At 63.2% G+C, this 15,601-nt stretch carries 12 protein-coding genes, 1 tRNA gene and 2 rRNA genes (1 of these 15 only partly in view); 11 read left to right on the top strand and 4 right to left on the bottom strand.

Annotated features, from left to right (window positions below):
* The 3 genes from CO731_RS03050 to CO731_RS03040 all read left to right on the top strand — a co-directional run.
* Positions 1 to 1,481 (top strand): 23S ribosomal RNA (locus tag CO731_RS03050); it begins 1,333 nt to the left of the window's first position.
* A gap of 153 nt (positions 1,482 to 1,634) precedes the next feature.
* A 5S ribosomal RNA gene (gene rrf / locus CO731_RS03045) occupies positions 1,635 to 1,749 on the top strand.
* 208 nt (positions 1,750 to 1,957) lie between these two features.
* A tRNA-Met gene (locus tag CO731_RS03040) sits at positions 1,958 to 2,034 on the top strand.
* A 195-nt stretch (positions 2,035 to 2,229) separates the two neighbouring features.
* On the opposite strand, the gene CO731_RS03035 is transcribed toward CO731_RS03040, so the two are convergent.
* Positions 2,230 to 2,667 carry a hypothetical protein gene (locus CO731_RS03035; RefSeq protein ID WP_245439591.1) on the bottom strand — a complete coding sequence of 146 codons (438 nt, stop codon included), beginning with the start codon at positions 2,665 to 2,667 and terminating at the stop codon, positions 2,230 to 2,232.
* Positions 2,668 to 2,806: 139 nt separating this feature from the next.
* A complete protein-coding gene (locus tag CO731_RS03030; protein ID WP_108605901.1) occupies positions 2,807 to 3,463 on the bottom strand; it encodes a TerC family protein in 657 nt (218 codons plus the stop codon).
* A 332-nt stretch (positions 3,464 to 3,795) separates the two neighbouring features.
* On the opposite strand from CO731_RS03030, the gene CO731_RS03025 reads away from it, so the two are divergent.
* The 8 genes from CO731_RS03025 (at position 3,796) to CO731_RS02990 (ending at position 13,220) form a co-directional block, all read left to right on the top strand.
* Positions 3,796 to 4,470: a Crp/Fnr family transcriptional regulator gene (locus CO731_RS03025; protein ID WP_245439590.1), complete on the top strand. Its 675-nt coding sequence runs from the start codon at positions 3,796 to 3,798 to the stop codon at positions 4,468 to 4,470.
* A 218-nt stretch (positions 4,471 to 4,688) separates the two neighbouring features.
* Positions 4,689 to 6,662 carry an AMP-binding protein gene (locus CO731_RS03020; RefSeq protein WP_256371654.1) on the top strand — a complete coding sequence of 658 codons (1,974 nt, stop codon included), beginning with the start codon at positions 4,689 to 4,691 and terminating at the stop codon, positions 6,660 to 6,662.
* Positions 6,659 to 7,435 (top strand): ABC transporter ATP-binding protein, encoded by a 777-nt coding sequence (locus CO731_RS03015; RefSeq protein WP_108605899.1) that lies wholly within the window; start codon positions 6,659 to 6,661, stop codon positions 7,433 to 7,435. The genes CO731_RS03020 and CO731_RS03015 overlap by 4 nt, the downstream gene beginning before the upstream one ends.
* Positions 7,436 to 7,567: 132 nt before the next feature.
* The gene (locus CO731_RS03010; RefSeq protein ID WP_108605898.1) at positions 7,568 to 8,542 is read left to right on the top strand and encodes a branched-chain amino acid ABC transporter permease; all 975 of its coding nucleotides are present in this window, start codon (positions 7,568 to 7,570) and stop codon (positions 8,540 to 8,542) included.
* Between the two features lie 4 nt (positions 8,543 to 8,546).
* On the top strand, positions 8,547 to 9,623 hold the full coding sequence (locus CO731_RS03005) for a branched-chain amino acid ABC transporter permease (RefSeq protein WP_108605897.1): 1,077 nt from the start codon (positions 8,547 to 8,549) through the stop codon (positions 9,621 to 9,623).
* Positions 9,624 to 9,671: 48 nt separating this feature from the next.
* The gene (locus CO731_RS03000; protein ID WP_108605896.1) at positions 9,672 to 11,003 is read left to right on the top strand and encodes an ABC transporter substrate-binding protein; all 1,332 of its coding nucleotides are present in this window, start codon (positions 9,672 to 9,674) and stop codon (positions 11,001 to 11,003) included.
* 65 nt (positions 11,004 to 11,068) lie between these two features.
* Positions 11,069 to 11,905: an ABC transporter ATP-binding protein gene (locus CO731_RS02995; RefSeq protein ID WP_108605895.1), complete on the top strand. Its 837-nt coding sequence runs from the start codon at positions 11,069 to 11,071 to the stop codon at positions 11,903 to 11,905.
* 76 nt (positions 11,906 to 11,981) lie between these two features.
* The gene (locus CO731_RS02990) at positions 11,982 to 13,220 is read left to right on the top strand and encodes an AMP-binding protein (protein WP_108605894.1); all 1,239 of its coding nucleotides are present in this window, start codon (positions 11,982 to 11,984) and stop codon (positions 13,218 to 13,220) included.
* A gap of 18 nt (positions 13,221 to 13,238) precedes the next feature.
* Here the strand turns inward: CO731_RS02990 and CO731_RS02985 are convergent, their stop codons facing one another.
* Together CO731_RS02985 and CO731_RS02980 are read right to left on the bottom strand one after the other, a co-directional pair.
* Positions 13,239 to 14,369 (bottom strand): iron-containing alcohol dehydrogenase, encoded by a 1,131-nt coding sequence (locus tag CO731_RS02985; RefSeq protein ID WP_108605893.1) that lies wholly within the window; start codon positions 14,367 to 14,369, stop codon positions 13,239 to 13,241.
* A 40-nt stretch (positions 14,370 to 14,409) separates the two neighbouring features.
* Complete coding sequence (locus tag CO731_RS02980; RefSeq protein WP_108609599.1) at positions 14,410 to 15,546, bottom strand: exo-alpha-sialidase; 1,137 nt, start codon at positions 15,544 to 15,546, stop codon at positions 14,410 to 14,412.
* Positions 15,547 to 15,601: the final 55 nt, after the last annotated feature.

Genomic DNA, 15,601 nt, shown 5'->3' with positions numbered 1-15,601 from the left:
TGTGAGAGACACCCCCGCCGAAAGTCCAAGGGTTCCTGCTTAAAGCTAATCTGAGCAGGGTTAGCCGGCCCCTAAGTCGAGGCGGAAACGCGTAGACGATGGGAACCACGTTAATATTCGTGGGCCTGGAGGTAGTGACGGATCGCACAAGTTGTCGGGTCTTATTGGATTGATCCCGGCAGCGGAGCGGTTCCAGGAAATAGCTCCTCCATTATAGACCGTACCCGAAACCGACACTGGTGGACTGGTAGAGTATACCAAGGCGCTTGAGAGAACTATGCTGAAGGAACTCGGCAAATTGCACGCGTAACTTCGGAAGAAGCGTGACCCTTTCATGCGCAAGCATGTGGAGGGTGGCACAGACCAGGGGGTAGCGACTGTTTATCAAAAACACAGGGCTCTGCGAAGTCGCAAGACGACGTATAGGGTCTGACGCCTGCCCGGTGCTGGAAGGTTAAGAGGAGAGGTGCAAGCTTTGAATCGAAGCCCCAGTAAACGGCGGCCGTAACTATAACGGTCCTAAGGTAGCGAAATTCCTTGTCGGGTAAGTTCCGACCTGCACGAATGGCGTAACGACTTCCCCGCTGTCTCCAGCATAGACTCAGTGAAATTGAATTCCCCGTGAAGATGCGGGGTTCCTGCGGTTAGACGGAAAGACCCCGTGCACCTTTACTATAGCTTTACATTGGCATTCGTAGTGGCATGTGTAGGATAGGTGGTAGGCTTTGAAGCCAGGGCGCCAGCCTTGGTGGAGCCACCCTTGAAATACCACCCTTATCTCTATGGATGTCTAACCGCGGCCCGTTATCCGGGTCCGGGACAATGTATGGTGGGTAGTTTGACTGGGGCGGTCGCCTCCTAAAGAGTAACGGAGGCGCGCGATGGTGGGCTCAGACCGGTCGGAAATCGGTCGTCGAGTGCAATGGCATAAGCCCGCCTGACTGCGAGACTGACAAGTCGAGCAGAGACGAAAGTCGGTCATAGTGATCCGGTGGTCCCGTGTGGAAGGGCCATCGCTCAACGGATAAAAGGTACGCCGGGGATAACAGGCTGATGACCCCCAAGAGTCCATATCGACGGGGTTGTTTGGCACCTCGATGTCGACTCATCGCATCCTGGGGCTGGAGCAGGTCCCAAGGGTATGGCTGTTCGCCATTTAAAGCGGTACGTGAGTTGGGTTCAGAACGTCGTGAGACAGTTCGGTCCCTATCTGCCGTGGGTGTAGGAATATTGAAAGGATCTGTCCCTAGTACGAGAGGACCGGGATGGACGGATCTCTGGTGGACCTGTTGTGGCGCCAGCCGCATAGCAGGGTAGCTATATCCGGACGGGATAACCGCTGAAGGCATCTAAGCGGGAAACCCACCTTAAAACGAGTATTCCCTGAGAACCGTGGAAGACGACCACGTTGATAGGCCGGGTGTGGAAGTGCGGCAACGCATGAAGCTTACCGGTACTAATAGTTCGATAGGCTTGATCGTTCTCATTCCTAATGCTCATCGCTGCCGAAAGGCAGGATAAAAAGGCACACAAAGACCAGCGAACAGCCTGAGAGGCACCCGACAGCTCCGCTGTCGACGCCTCTTGACGCTCCTTCGCTCAAAAAGCTTCTCGAACAACGTGCGTTTTGCCGACCTGGTGGTTATGGCGGAGCGGCTGCACCCGATCCCATTCCGAACTCGGCCGTGAAACGCTCCAGCGCTGATGGTACTTCGTCTCAAGACGCGGGAGAGTAAGTCGCTGCCAGGTCTGCCAAACGCACGTTAAATCCACGCATCGCAACGCGATGTTGCAATCTTCTCGATACAAACCAAGGCCCGCCAACGGGTAGACGGGCCGCGCAAGCGGCCCTTTCCATTGGCAGACAGCCTGAAATCCTCGCAATCGCGTGGGCAAATGCCTACATGAAGCAAGGAATCGCCGGAATATCCGCAGGCACAGCTTGCGAAAATGGTGGCGCGGGGTGGAGCAGCCCGGTAGCTCGTCAGGCTCATAACCTGAAGGTCACAGGTTCAAATCCTGTCCCCGCAACCAAATACAAAAAGCCCCGCCTCGAGCGGGGCTTTTTGTATTTGGCTGCCAGGTGACGGTCCGATTGGAACCGCATCAGCCGCCCCCAAGCAGGCCAACGCCGACAAAGCCGGACAGAAAAGACAGAATCCTGGCTCCAAAATCAAAAAGGCCCGCACGGTGAAAACCGGCGGGACTTTGTCGTATCAAGCGCCGGCTTCAGCCAGCGGAGCGCTTCACTTCTGCCAGGCTGCGAACGGCGCCGGGCACGACCGGTGTGCCGCGATGCGTCGAGGCGATCGCGGCGAAGGTCAGTCCAAGGCTCCGCAGATTGGCCCGGGCACCGTTGAGCGGCTCGCGGCCGTCTTCGATGGCCGACAGAAGCTCCCCCATCGTGCCGGCAAAGCCGTCGTTGAACCAACTGCCTGCGAGTTCCGGCCGTGCCGTGCCGGCCATGGTCGTCAATACGATCGCCTGAATGCCGAGGTCGGGGCCGGTGCTCGACAGGCTGCCTCTAGTGCCGGCGATATAGGTGCGGTCCTGCGGGCCGAAGCGCGTCGCACCGTCGAAGGCCAGAGAAGCCTGCCCACCGTCGAATGCGACCAGCGCCTGGGCGAGTAGCGGCGAAAGAAAAGTGAGCAGTCGATGGGCCGGCATCGTGTCTTGGCGTTGACCGCTCCAATGCCAGAGGCTGATTCCAGGTGCCTTGCGGTCATGAAAAAGGCCCGCGTGAAGCGGGCCTGATCATGTGGCAAAGGCTGGCCAGAGAGGCTTCTCCGGCCAGCCTGCCGGGCTCTCAGGAGCCGGTAATGAAGGGCATCAATTCGTGGGCGCCGCGATAGATCATCTCGCCGGCGACATAGAGGATGATCGCCAGGCCGACATAGGCGATCCAGCGATGCTTCTGCAGCAGGTTGGCGATAAAGCTCGCGGCAATGCCCATCAATGCGATCGACAGGACAAGACCGAAGACCAGAACGTTGGGATGGTCGCGCGCAGCGCCGGCGACGGCGAGCACATTGTCGAGCGACATGGACACGTCGGCGATGAGGATCTGCCAGGCTGCCTGGCCAAGGGTCTTGCGCGGGGCAGCACCTGCAACCTTGCCGTCCTTGTCGATGTCGCTTTCCGAAAGCGCCTCGATGGCCTGCGTTTCCTCGGCATGGTTCTGGCGAAGCTCGCGCCACATCTTCCAGCACACCCACAACAGCAGCACGCCGCCGGCAAACAGCAGTCCGACGATCTGCAGCAGCTGGGTGGTAGCCGCGGCAAAACCGATGCGCAGCACGGTTGCGGCAACAATGCCGATGAGAATGGCCTTTGCGCGCTGGTCCTTGGGCAGGCCTGCAGCGGCAAGGCCGATGATGATCGCGTTGTCACCCGCCAGGACCAGGTCGATCATGATCACCTGGAATAGAGCGGTCATTGCTTCGGGAGTGAAAAATTCTGTCATGCGGCACCCTTTGCTTTCAGCTGGGGGCGGCGCGGCTTGCAATCATAGCCGTAGGCAACGCGGATTCCGCGCGTGTCAAAAAGTGCTGCTACAGCGTAGGGATTTCAAAAGCCAGGCCACCCGGATTGGAACGTCCAGTCCGACATCACAGTCCTGATGGACTGCCAGAGGGGCCCGGCCTGGTAGCGACTAGCTAATTGCCGGACGCGAGAAACTCAAGGCCAAATTTCGCAATGCAGAGCGGATTGGCGGCGATTAGCTGACCTCCCGGCGTGACGAGGGCACACACCGCATGGTACGCACGTCCTTCATGGCAGTGTGCAGGAGCGCGCGTGATAAGCCCGGAACAATTTCTGTCGTCGGTATTCTGGGCGCGGGAACTGCCGGAGGATGAGCGTGAGCGTGCGCGTCGCGGCATCATGCTGCGCATCCTTGAGCCGGGGACCTATTTCATCCATCGCGGCGATCGCATCGACAACTGGATCGGCGTCGTCAGCGGACTGTTGCGGCTGGGTTCGATCACCACCTCGGGCAAGGCCGTGACCTATGCCGGCCTGCCGCCGAGTTGCTGGTTCGGCGAAGGGTCGTTGCTCAAGGACGAGCCGCGCCAGTATGACGTTCTTGCCCTGCGGCGTACGCAGGTGGCACTACTCAACCGCTCGACATTTTTCTGGCTCTTCGAAAACAGCGTCGCCTTCGACCGGCTGCTGGTACGGCTCATCAACGAGCGGCTCGGGCAGTTCATTGCGCAGGTCGAGCATGATCGTACGCTCGATTCGACCGGCAAGGTGGCGCGCAGCCTGGCCTCGCTGTTCAACCCGGTGATCAGTCCCTTCGTCGGTTCGCACATCGACATCAGCCAGGAGGAGATCGGTTTGCTGGCCGGCGTGTCGCGGCCTGTAGCCAACCGAATCCTGCAAGAACTGGAAAAGGCCGGCTTGCTCCGCAATGAGAGCGGCGGCGTTACGATCCTGGATCTGGAAAAGCTGCGCGGCTACGGCGAGTGACGTGGCAGTCACTGTGACGTTGGACGCTAAAATATCAATGATTTCAAATATGTCGGCGTGAAATAGCGCTCAAGGGGCACAAGGCCGGTACCCAAGACTGAACATTGGCGTCCTGTCTGTCAAGCCAGCCCTTGAAAAAGCCTGCCAAGGTTGCGAGCTTCGATCCAACGACCGGGAACACCCGGCGATCTACGAGGGAACAAACGGGAGGCGTGCCTTTGGCACAAGGGAGCGTAACGCGCGAGCTCGATACGTTTGCCAAGCTGCTGTGCGAGCATGCTCGCCTGCGGCCCAACCGCCCGGCGATGCGTCACAAGGATCTCGGCATCTGGCGGACATGGGACTGGAGCGAGCTGGCCCAAACCATCCGCGCCTATGCCGCCGGCTTGCAGCAACTCGGTCTGGAGCGCGGCGCGACCATCGCCGTCATCGGCGCGAACCTGCCGGCCATGTACTGGACCATTCTCGCCGCGCAATGGCTGGGGGCGATCCCCGTGCCGGTCTATGCCGATGCGGTCGCGGACGAGATGGCCTATGTGCTCGACCACGCCGACGTCGCCTTTGCGGCGGTGCAGGATCAGGAGCAGGTCGACAAGCTGATCTCGGTCCAGGACCGCGTGCCCAAGCTCCGCACCGTTCTCTATGACGAGCCGCGCGGCTTGCGCGACTACGATCACAGCCGGCTCCACGCCATCGGCGGTATCATCGAGCAGGGCCGCGAGCTTCTGCGGACCGATCCGGCTGCTGCAAGGGCGGTCGATGCCGAGCGCGATCGTGGTCAGGCCAGCGACATCTCCATCATCCTGTATACCTCCGGCACGACAGGCCGATCCAAGGGTGTGCTGCTGACCGCCGGCGGCTCGATTGCGGCGGCGCGCGATACCGTCACCTTCGACAAGCTCACCGACCGCGACGAAGTGCTCGCCTACCTGCCGCTGGCCTGGGTCGGCGATCACTACCTCAACTATGCCCAGTCTATGGTCGCGGGCTTCTGCGTCGCTTGTCCCGAAAGTCGGGAAACGGCGGAAGCCGACACGCAGGAGATCGGACCGAGCTTCTATTTCGCGCCGCCGCGCGTGTTCGAGACGTTGCTGACCCGGATCACCATCCGCATGGAGGATGCCGGAGCGCTCAAGCGCGGTATGTTCAATTACTTTATCGGCGTAGCCAGGCGTTGGGGTGAAAAGATCCTCGACGGCGAGACCGTGCCGCTCGGCGCCCGCCTCGGCTACGCGATCGGGAACCTGCTGGTTTACGCACCGCTGAAGAACGTGCTCGGCTTTTCCCGCATTCGCGTCGCCTACACGGCCGGCGAGGCAATCGGACCGGACCTGTTTTCCTTCTACCGGTCGCTCGGCCTCAACCTGAAGCAGCTCTACGGCCAGACAGAGGCCTTTCTCTATGTCACCGCGCAGCCTGACGGGCAGATCCGCGCCGGCACGGTCGGGCCGGCGACGCCCAATGTCGAGATCCGCATCGCCGACGATGGCGAGGTGCTCTATCGCTCACCCGGCCAGTTCGTCGGCTATTACAAGGACGCTGAACGCACGGCAGAAACGGTCACCCCGGAAGGTTACGTGAAGACAGGCGACGCCGGCTTCTTCGATCCCGACGGCCACCTCACCATCATCGACCGCGCCAAGGATGTCGGCAAGCTGAGCTCGGGCGCGCTGTTCGCGCCGAAATACATCGAAAACAAGCTGAAGTTCTTCCCCAACATCAAGGAAGCCGTTGCCTTCGGCCAGGACCGCGACTTCGTCACGGTCATGCTCAACATCGACCTGACGGCGGTCGGCAACTGGGCGGAGCGCAAGAACATCGCCTACGGCTCTTACCAGGAGCTGGCGCAGCGCCCCGAGGTCTATGAAATGTTCACCGGTCACGTCGCCGAGGTGAACCGGGCACTGGCCGCCGAGCCGCGCATGGCGGCGGCGCAGATCAAGCGCTTCCTTATCCTGCACAAGGAACTCGACGCCGACGACGGCGAGATGACGCGCACGCAGAAGGTGCGGCGCGGCTTCATCGCCGAACGCTACAAGCCTCTGGTCGACGCGCTCTACAATGGCTCGGAGGCCGCCGACATCTCGACCGAAGTGACCTTCGAGGACGGCCGCAAGGGTATCATATCCGCCAGGGTCCGCATCGCCGAGGCTGAGGTTGCGCAAGTCGCCAAGCTTGGGGTCGCCGCATGAACGCACCCGAAACACTGCTGGCGGTCGATGGCGTATCGCTGTCCTTCGGCGGGGTGAAGGCCATCACCGACGTGTCCTTCGACATCCGCAAGGGCGAGATTCGTGCCATTATCGGCCCCAACGGTGCCGGCAAGACCTCGATGCTGAACGTGGTCAACGGCTTCTACCACCCCCAGCACGGCCGCATCACCTACAAGGGCAAGACCCGTCCGCGCATGCGGCCCTATCAGGCCGCCAGCCAAGGCATCGCCCGCACCTTCCAGAACGTGGCGCTGTTCCGCGGCATGAGCACGCTCGACAACATCATGGTCGGCCGCACGCTGAAGATGCACCGTGGACTCTTCTGGCAGATGCTGCGTTACGGCCCGGCAATGCGCGAGGAGATCGAGCATCGGCGCGTGGTCGAGGACATCATCGACTTCCTGCAGATCGAGTCGATCCGCAAGACCCCTGTCGGCAAGTTGCCCTACGGCCTGCAGAAGCGCGTAGAGCTTGGCCGCGCGCTGGCGATGGAGCCGGAACTGCTGCTGCTCGACGAGCCGATGGCCGGCATGAACATCGAGGAGAAGGAGGACATGTGCCGCTACATCCTCGATCTCAACAAGCATTTCGGTACCACCATCGCGCTGATCGAGCACGACATGGGCGTGGTCATGGACCTGTCCGACCGCGTGGTGGTGCTCGAATACGGACACAAGATCGCCGACGGCACCCCCGAGGTGGTCAAGGCGGACCCCAAGGTCATCGAGGCCTATCTCGGCGTGGGGCATTGACCATGCCGGTGTCTGGTGGAGGAGGAAAAATCCGCATGAACACGAGACGCACGGCAGCAGAAACGATGGCAGACGGCTCGGAATGCCGCTGGGCCTGCTCGGCACGCCGGGCCGGGTGAGGAAGGGAGACCGATGCTCTACAACATCTTCATCGATCCCTTCGTGCAGATGGTGCAGATGCCCGACCTTTTGGTCCAGACCCTGTGGGAGGGGCTGGTGTCGGGCGTCCTCTATGCGCTGATCGCCCTTGGCTTCGTGCTCATCTTCAAGGCGTCGGGCGTGTTCAACTTCGCCCAGGGCATCATGGTCGTGTTTTCGGCGCTTACCCTCGTCGGCTTCTACGAGAAGTTTTCGGCCGCGGGCTTTTCCGGCCACACCGCGGCCTTCGTCGCGCTGATCCTGACGGCGGGCGTGATGTTCGTTCTGGCGATGCTGGTCGAGCGCGCCGTGCTGCGGCCGCTGGTCAACCAGCCCGACATCATCCTGTTCATGGCGACGTTCGGCATCACCTATGTGCTGATCGGCTTCGGCGAGATGGTGTTCGGCGGCGACCCCAAGCAGATGATCGCAAGCGAGCTGTTCCTGCCCAGCGGCTCGGTCGACGTCGAGATGCTGGGTGGACTGGTGAGCTTCCAGAAGATCGACATCGCCGCCGCCGTCATCGCCTCCGTGATGATCGTCGGGCTCGCCCTGTTCTTCCAGAAGACCCGCATCGGCCGGGCCTTGCGCGCCGTTGCCGACAGCCACAAGGCAGCGCTTTCGGTCGGCATATCGCTCAACCAGATCTGGGTCATCGTGTGGTTCGCCGCAGGCCTGGTCGCACTGGTGACCGGCATCATGTGGGGCGCCCGTTCCGACGTCTCCTTCGCGCTCGAGATCGTGGCGCTCAAGGCGCTGCCGGTGCTGGTGCTGGGCGGGCTGACCTCGGTGCCCGGCGCGATCGTCGGCGGGCTGATCATCGGGATCGGCGAAAAGCTCGGCGAATTCTACTGGGGCCCTCTGCTCGGCGGCGGCATCGAGAGCTGGTTTGCCTATGCCATTGCCCTGCTGTTTCTGCTGTATCGGCCGCAGGGCCTGTTCGGCGACAAGATAATCGAGCGGATCTGACCAGATGTTCTATCGCGAGACGGGCCAGTTCAAGCAAAGCTACGCGGCCGACCAGGCGGTGTTCCCGATCCTGCAGGACCGGCTCGGCCTGGCCTTCATCCTGCTCATTGCCTTCGTCGCGGTGCCGCTGTTCGGCAACGAGTTCCTGCTTGCCTCTGTGATGGTGCCGTTCCTGATCCTGTCGCTCGGCGCAATCGGGCTCAACATCCTTGTCGGCTACACCGGACTGCTCTCCCTCGGCTCGGCCGCCTTCATGGGGGTCGGCGCCTATTCGGCCTACAAGCTGTCGACCATTTTTCCAGGCGTCAACATCCTGGTCTGGATCCTCTGCTCGGGCTTCTTCGCCGCAGGCATCGGCGTGCTGTTCGGCCTGCCCTCGCTGCGCATCAAGGGCTTCTACCTGGCGGTCGCGACGCTGGCCGCGCAGTTCTTCCTGCAGTGGTGCTTCGTGCGCATCAGCTGGCTCTACAACGACAATCCGTCCGGAGCCATCGAAGTGCCGGCCCGCACGCTGTTCGGCCTGGCCATCACCGGCCCCTCCGCGACGCCCGTCACGCGCTACCTCGTGGTGCTGGTCATCGTCGTCGTCATGACCCTGCTCGCTTCCAACATCGTCCATGGCAGGATCGGCCGCACCTGGATGGCGGTGCGCGACATGGACATTGCAGCGCAGCTGATGGGCATCCGGCTGCTGCCGGCAAAGCTGCTGGCGTTTGCGGTGTCGTCCTTCTACTGCGGTGTTTCGGGCGCGCTCATGGTCTTCCTCTGGCTCGGGGCCGCCGAGCCGTCCGCCTTCGACATCAAGCTGTCGTTCTTGCTGCTGTTCATGGTCATCATCGGTGGCCTCGGCTCGATGATCGGCAGCTTCTTCGGCGCAGCGCTGATCCACATCCTGCCGATCGTCATCCGCATGCTGCCCGAGGCGCTTGGCCTGCCCATCGCCGCCGCAACGGTGGAGCACCTGACGTATCTGATCGTCGGCGCCCTCATCATCTTTTTCCTGATCGTCGAACCGCACGGCCTCGCGCGGCTCTGGCAGATCGCCAAGCAGAAGCTTCGTGTGTGGCCCTTCCCTTACTAGGGGCCATGCACAAGACGGAAATGCAAAAGAAGTAGGGAGGAGAACGAAATGTCGCTCAAGAACTGGCTATACGCACTTTCTGCAGCAGCATCGCTGACCTTGCCGGCCGTGCACGGCGCGCAGGCCCAGGAAGAATCGATCTACGTGCCGCTGTTCACCTATCGCACCGGCCCGTTTGCCGGGTCCGGAACGCCGATCGCCAACGGCATGCACGACTACCTGACGCTTCTCAACGAGCGCGACGGCGGCATCGGCGGCGTCAAGCTGATCGTTGAGGAGTGCGAGACCGGCTACGACACCAAGAAGGGCCTCGAATGTTATGAATCGGTGAAGCCCAAGAAGCCGGTGATCGTCAATCCGTGGTCGACAGGCATCACCTTGCCGCTGATCCCCAAGGCCGCCGTGGACAAGATCCCGGTGCTGTCGATGGCCTACGGCCTGTCGGCCTCGGCCAAGGGCGACACCTTCCCCTGGATCTTCAACCCGCCGGCAACCTACTGGGACGGCTTCACCCAGATCCTGCAATACATCGCCACCCAGGAAGGCGGCGGCATCGACAAGCTCAAGGGCAAGAAGATCGGCTACATCTATCTCGATGCCAGCTTCGGCCGCGAGCCGCTGCCGCTGATCGAGCAGCTGTCGAAGGAACTCGGCTTCGAGGCCAAGCTCTATCCGGTGGCCGCCGCCGACATGCAGAACCAGTCGTCGCAGTGGCTGAGCGTTCGCCGCGACAAGCCCGACTACATGATCCTCTACGGCTGGGGCGCGCTGAATGCCACCGCCGTCAAGGAAGCGGTGAAGACCAACTACCCGATGGAGAAGTTCATCTCGATCTGGTGGCCGAGCGAGGATGACGCCAAGGGTGCCGGCGACGGCGCAAAGGGCTTCAAGACGCTGAACTGGCATGCCGTGGGTGCGGACTTCCCGCTTCTCGCCGACATCCAGAAGCACGTCGTCGATGCCGGCAAAAGCCAGGTTTCTGGCAAGGACAAGGTCGGCCAGGTTCTCTACAACCGCGGCATCTACAATTCGATGCTGATCGCCGAGGCGATCCGCAAGGCGCAGGAGATCACCGGCAAGAAGGCGGTCACCGGCGAGGATGTTCGCCGCGGCCTGGAAGGCCTCAACATCGATGACGCGCGGCTCAAGGAAATCGGCCTCGAAGGCTTCACCGGTGCGGTCAAGCTCTCCTGCGCCGACCACAACGGCCACTTCTCGACCTTCGTCCAGAGCTGGAACGGCACCACCTACGAGAAGGTATCCGACTACATCGCGCCGATGAGCGACAAGGTCGGACCGCTGCTCGATGCCGACGCCAAGGCCTATGCCGAGAAGAACGCGCCGTGGCCGGCCCGCGCCGAGGCCTGCGACGCCTCGTAAGGCTGCAGCTTGAACCCTGTCCCTTCCCCGTCAGGGGGGAGGGACCTTTGTCCCGGAGCTTGCTGATGTCTGAACATGCTTCCAACGCGGTCGAGCCGGCCCGCCCGATGCTGTCGGTCAACAACATCGAGGTGATCTACGATCACGTCATCCTCGTTCTCAAGGGCGTGTCGCTCACTGTCCCGCAGGGCGGCATCGTCGCCATCCTCGGCGCCAATGGCGCCGGCAAGACGACGACGCTGAAGGCGATCTCAAATCTTCTGCATGCCGAGCGCGGCGAGGTCACCAAGGGCTCGATCGAGTTCGACGGCGAACGTGTCGACAGCCTCAGCCCGAACGAGTTGGTGCGGCGCGGCTGCATCCAGGTGATGGAGGGGCGGCACTGCTTTGGCCATCTCAGCATCGAGGAAAACCTGCTCGCCGGTGCCTTCACGCGGCGCGACGGCAACCGCGCCATCCGTGACGACCTCGACATGATCTACGACTACTTCCCCCGGCTGAGGCAGCGCCGATCGTCGATGGCCGGCTACACCTCGGGCGGCGAGCAGCAGATGTGCGCCATCGGCCGCGCCATGATGAGCCGTCCCAAGATGATCCTGCTCGACGAGCCGTCGATGGGGCTCGCGCCGCAGGTGGTCGACGAGATCTTCGAGATCGTCAAGGACCTGAACGACAAGCAGGGCGTGTCGTTCCTGGTGGCCGAGCAGAACACCAACATGGCGCTGAAATACGCCACCTACGGCTACATCATGGAAACCGGCCGCATCGTCATGGATGGCGACGCCGCCTCGTTGCGCGACAACGAGGACGTCAAGGAATTCTATCTCGGCATCGGCGGCGAGGGCCGCAAGTCGTTCCGCGAGGTCAAGAGCTACAAGCGGCGCAAGCGCTGGCTCGCCTGAACCGCTTCATTTTCCGGGTGCTGCGCGGTCATGCCGTTGGGCGGCGCGCCCTCATCGTCCAGAACCTAGGTGAACCATGGTCACGAACGCACATTACGATGCCGCGGAAACCCAGGATCCGGCCGTCCGCGAGGCCGCACTTTTTGCCAGGTTGCGTTCGCTGCTCGAGACCTCGCAAGCCGGCGCGCCGGCGCTGCGCCAGCAGCTCGAGGGCATTGCGTTTGCGAGCCTTATCGACCGTGCAGCGCTCCAGCAGGTGCCGGTCATCCGCAAGGGCGACCTGCTTGCCTTGCAGGCCAAGAATCCGCCCTTCGCCGGCCTGTCGCCCGTCAGGCCTGGCGCGCTGAAGCGCCTGCTCGTCTCCCCCGGGCCAATCTTCGATCCCGAAGGCCGCGGCGACGACTGGTGGGGTGCGGCGCGGGCCCTTTTCTCTGCCGGCATGCGTCGGGAAGACATCGTCCACAATGCCTTCAGCTACCACCTGACGCCGGGCGGACACATGATGGAATCGGGTGCCCATGCGCTCGGCTGCGCGGTGATCCCGGCCGGCGTCGGCAACACCGACCAGCAGGTCGAGGCGATCGTGGCGCTTAGGCCGTCCGGCTATATCGGCACGCCCGACTTCCTGAAGATTCTGCTCGACCGCTTGAGCGCCACCGGTGCCGCCAGCCCGTTCCGCCACGCCTTGGTTTCGGGTGCCGCGTTCCCGGCCTCGCTGCAGCAGGAGATCGCCGGTGCCGGCATCGACGCCTATCAGGCCTATGCCAGCGCAGAACTCGGCGTCGCCGCCTATGAAACCACGGCGCGCTCGGGCCTGGTGGTCAACGAGGGACTGATCGTCGAGATCGTACGCCCGGGCACTGGCGAGGCTGTGGCCGATGGCGAGGTTGGCGAGGTCGTGGTCACACGCCTCGTCCCGGAATATCCCTTGCTGCGTTTCGGCACCGGCGACCTGTCGCGGGTGCTCTCCGGCCTCAGCTCCTGCGGCCGTACCAACATTCGGCTCGCCGGCTGGATGGGCCGCGCCGACCAGCGCACCAAGGTCAAGGGCATGTTCGTCGACCCGGCCCAGGTTGCCGCCATCGGACGCAGGTTTCCCGGCCTCGGCCGGCTTCGTCTCGTCGTCGGCCGCGACGGCGCACAGGACACGATGCTGCTCAAGGCCGAAGCCGGCGCGGCGAGCGACGAACTCCGTGCGGAGCTCGAGGTGGCATTGCAGGCCGCGACCAAGATGAAGGGCGCCGTCGAGATCGTCGCCCTTGGCAGACTTCCCAATGACGGCAAGGTCATCGCCGACGAACGTCCGGTCGAATAGTCCCCGGCAGCCGCGGCCTCAGTAGGCCGTCCGGTAGATCGACAGGATGTCGCCTCGCGCCAGTTCGCGCGGGTTGTTGTCGAGCAGACGGCGGATGGCGAAGGCGTCGTCTGCCATCGTCTCCAGGTCGTTCTCCGGCACGCCGAGCTGGGACAGCCGCATCTCGATGCCGAGCGAGGCGCAATAGTCATGCGTCGACCCGAACACGTCCTGCACGGCATGGGCCTCCGGCAGCCCGAGGGCCGACAGGATATGGCTCGTCTTTTCCGAGGCCGCCGGTAGGTTGAAGGCGAGCACATGCGGGAATATCAGCGCGTTGGCCGCACCATGGGCGATGTGCCAGCGCGTGCCCAGCGGATAGGCGAGCGCATGGCCGCCGGCGGTGTTGACCGGGCCGAGGCAGAAGCCGCCATAGAGCGAGGCGAGCGCCAGCCCGGCGCGGGCCTCGACGTCGCTGCCGTCCTTCACCGCGCGGGCGAGATAGCGGCCGACCAGCTTCACGCCTTCCAGCGCGTAGAGGTCGATCATCGGATGCGCCTTCTTGTTGGTGTAGGCCTCGACGCAATGGGCCATGGCATCGACGCCGGTGGCGGCGGTGACGGCCGGTGGCACGGTCATCGTCAGCGCCGGGTCGACGACGGCGATGTCGGCCAGCATTTCGATGCTTTCGACGGCGAGCTTGGCCTGCGTTACGGGATCGGTGACGAGGGCGCGAATGCCGGCCTCGCTGCCGGTGCCCGACGTCGTCGGCACCTGAGCGAGCGCGACCCGGCGCTTGGCCGCCTTGCCGACGCCGACGATGTCCTGCAGCCGCTGCCCGCTACCGGCCATCACCGAGACGAGCTTGGCGAGATCCATCGCGCTGCCACCGCCGAAACCGACGATCAGGTCGGCTTGCGACAGCGCGGCAAGTTCCAGCACTTTTTCGAGATTGGGCAGGTCAGGCTCGGGGCGCACTTCGCCGAAGACGACGGTTTCGATGCCGAGATCGAGTGTCGCCACGCGCGTGGCGTTGAAGGCGTCGGCAACGACGAGTGCCTTCTTGACGTTGCGCGCCTTCACCCAGCCGGCAAGCCGCGAAATCACGCCGGGACCGAATTCGATGACCGGCGGCCGAACGATCGATATGGGCGTGCTGAGACCGGTCATCGTCTATGCTCCTGCTGGATATGGTCGCCGCGATCACGCATCAGCTGTCGGCCGGGGAGAGGCGGACGTACTTGATGGCGCGCCGGAAATAGGTGAAGGCGACATGGATCGTGCCGTCGTCAGTCGCCAGGATCGACGGGTAGGAAAACTCGCGGTTCAGCCCGTCCTTCGAATTGTTGGTCAGGCAGAAGCCATCGCCGGTCTCGAGGTCGATCCGTTCGCCGAAGGTTGCGCCGCCATCGGACGAGAAGGCGAGGCTGAGCGGCGCGCGCGGCACGCCCCAGACGGCCTTGCGGCCCTCCGGCTCGGCAGCAGGCTCGGTCGCGACCGGCTCGTCGCCCTCGATCTCGTCATAGAGCGAAAGGCGCCGGTCATCCGACATCGACGCATTGGCGTGGTTGTACACGATGGCAATGCGGCCATCGCCTGTTCGCACGGCCTGAATGGACGAGTTGTTGTTGGGCAGCTCGGTCGTTTCAGGGGCGCTCCAACGGCGGCCGCCGTCATGCGAGCGGCTGCGCAGCACCTGCTCGGAGAAGCGGTTGCGGTAAAGCGCTACCATCTCGTCACCGCCGAGCGGCACGATGTTCATGTGCACGGCGCCGATGCTGTCGGGCACGTCATGCATGGTCCAGCTTGTGCCGGCATCGGTGGAGATGAGCACGGCAGCGGTGTCGACATCGCCGCTCCAGCGCGTCCCCGGTCGGCCGATGCAGCGGAACACCGGCAGCAGCCACTCGCCGCGATCATTGACGATGATCGGTTGGCGCACGAAGGTGCCGGGGATGTCGCAGAGCACCGACACCTCGCCGAAGCTCTTGCCGCCGTCATTGGAGATGCGCCGCTTGACCACCGCACCGTCCTGATGGCCCGAGGTTTGCGAGGTGTAGAGCAGCCACACCTTGCCGTCAGGCGCGTTGAACAGCAGTGGGTTCTGTTCTGATTTCTGCGCATCGTCCGACATCTTTTCCGGTGCCGACCAAGTGTCGGAACCGGGTGCCAGACGCGACAGGTAGACCGAGATGTCGCCCATGCCTTCCATCGTGCCGCCGAACCAGACGCAGGCGAGCGTGCCGTCGGGCAGCAGGCTGAGGTTCGCGGCGTGGTTCTGCACCGTCGGCGACGGCAGGAAGGCGTCGGTGCGTCCCGCAGACGCCTGGTGCAACTTGCCGTCCATCTGCGCGGCAACATCCGCGTGGGTCATGCCTGCAGCGGATGATTGTGCTGGGGCC

Origin of the sequence: Aminobacter sp. MSH1, assembly GCF_003071665.1 — a bacterium.
Classification (GTDB): Bacteria; Pseudomonadota; Alphaproteobacteria; order Rhizobiales; family Rhizobiaceae; genus Aminobacter; species Aminobacter niigataensis.
This window is presented reverse-complemented; position numbering and strand designations above follow the sequence as displayed.

Coding starts and splice junctions, on each gene's coding strand:
- CO731_RS02995 (WP_108605895.1), top strand. CDS start 11,069: ATGTCTGAACATGCTTCCAACGCGGTCGAGCCGGCCCGCCCGATGCTG.
- CO731_RS03005 (WP_108605897.1), top strand. CDS start 8,547: ATGTTCTATCGCGAGACGGGCCAGTTCAAGCAAAGCTACGCGGCCGAC.
- CO731_RS03000 (WP_108605896.1), top strand. CDS start 9,672: ATGTCGCTCAAGAACTGGCTATACGCACTTTCTGCAGCAGCATCGCTG.
- CO731_RS03030 (WP_108605901.1), bottom strand. CDS start 3,463: ATGACAGAATTTTTCACTCCCGAAGCAATGACCGCTCTATTCCAGGTG.
- CO731_RS03015 (WP_108605899.1), top strand. CDS start 6,659: ATGAACGCACCCGAAACACTGCTGGCGGTCGATGGCGTATCGCTGTCC.
- CO731_RS02990 (WP_108605894.1), top strand. CDS start 11,982: ATGGTCACGAACGCACATTACGATGCCGCGGAAACCCAGGATCCGGCC.
- CO731_RS02985 (WP_108605893.1), bottom strand. CDS start 14,369: ATGACCGGTCTCAGCACGCCCATATCGATCGTTCGGCCGCCGGTCATC.
- CO731_RS02980 (WP_108609599.1), bottom strand. CDS start 15,546: ATGGACGGCAAGTTGCACCAGGCGTCTGCGGGACGCACCGACGCCTTC.
- CO731_RS03035 (WP_245439591.1), bottom strand. CDS start 2,667: ATGCCGGCCCATCGACTGCTCACTTTTCTTTCGCCGCTACTCGCCCAG.
- CO731_RS03010 (WP_108605898.1), top strand. CDS start 7,568: ATGCTCTACAACATCTTCATCGATCCCTTCGTGCAGATGGTGCAGATG.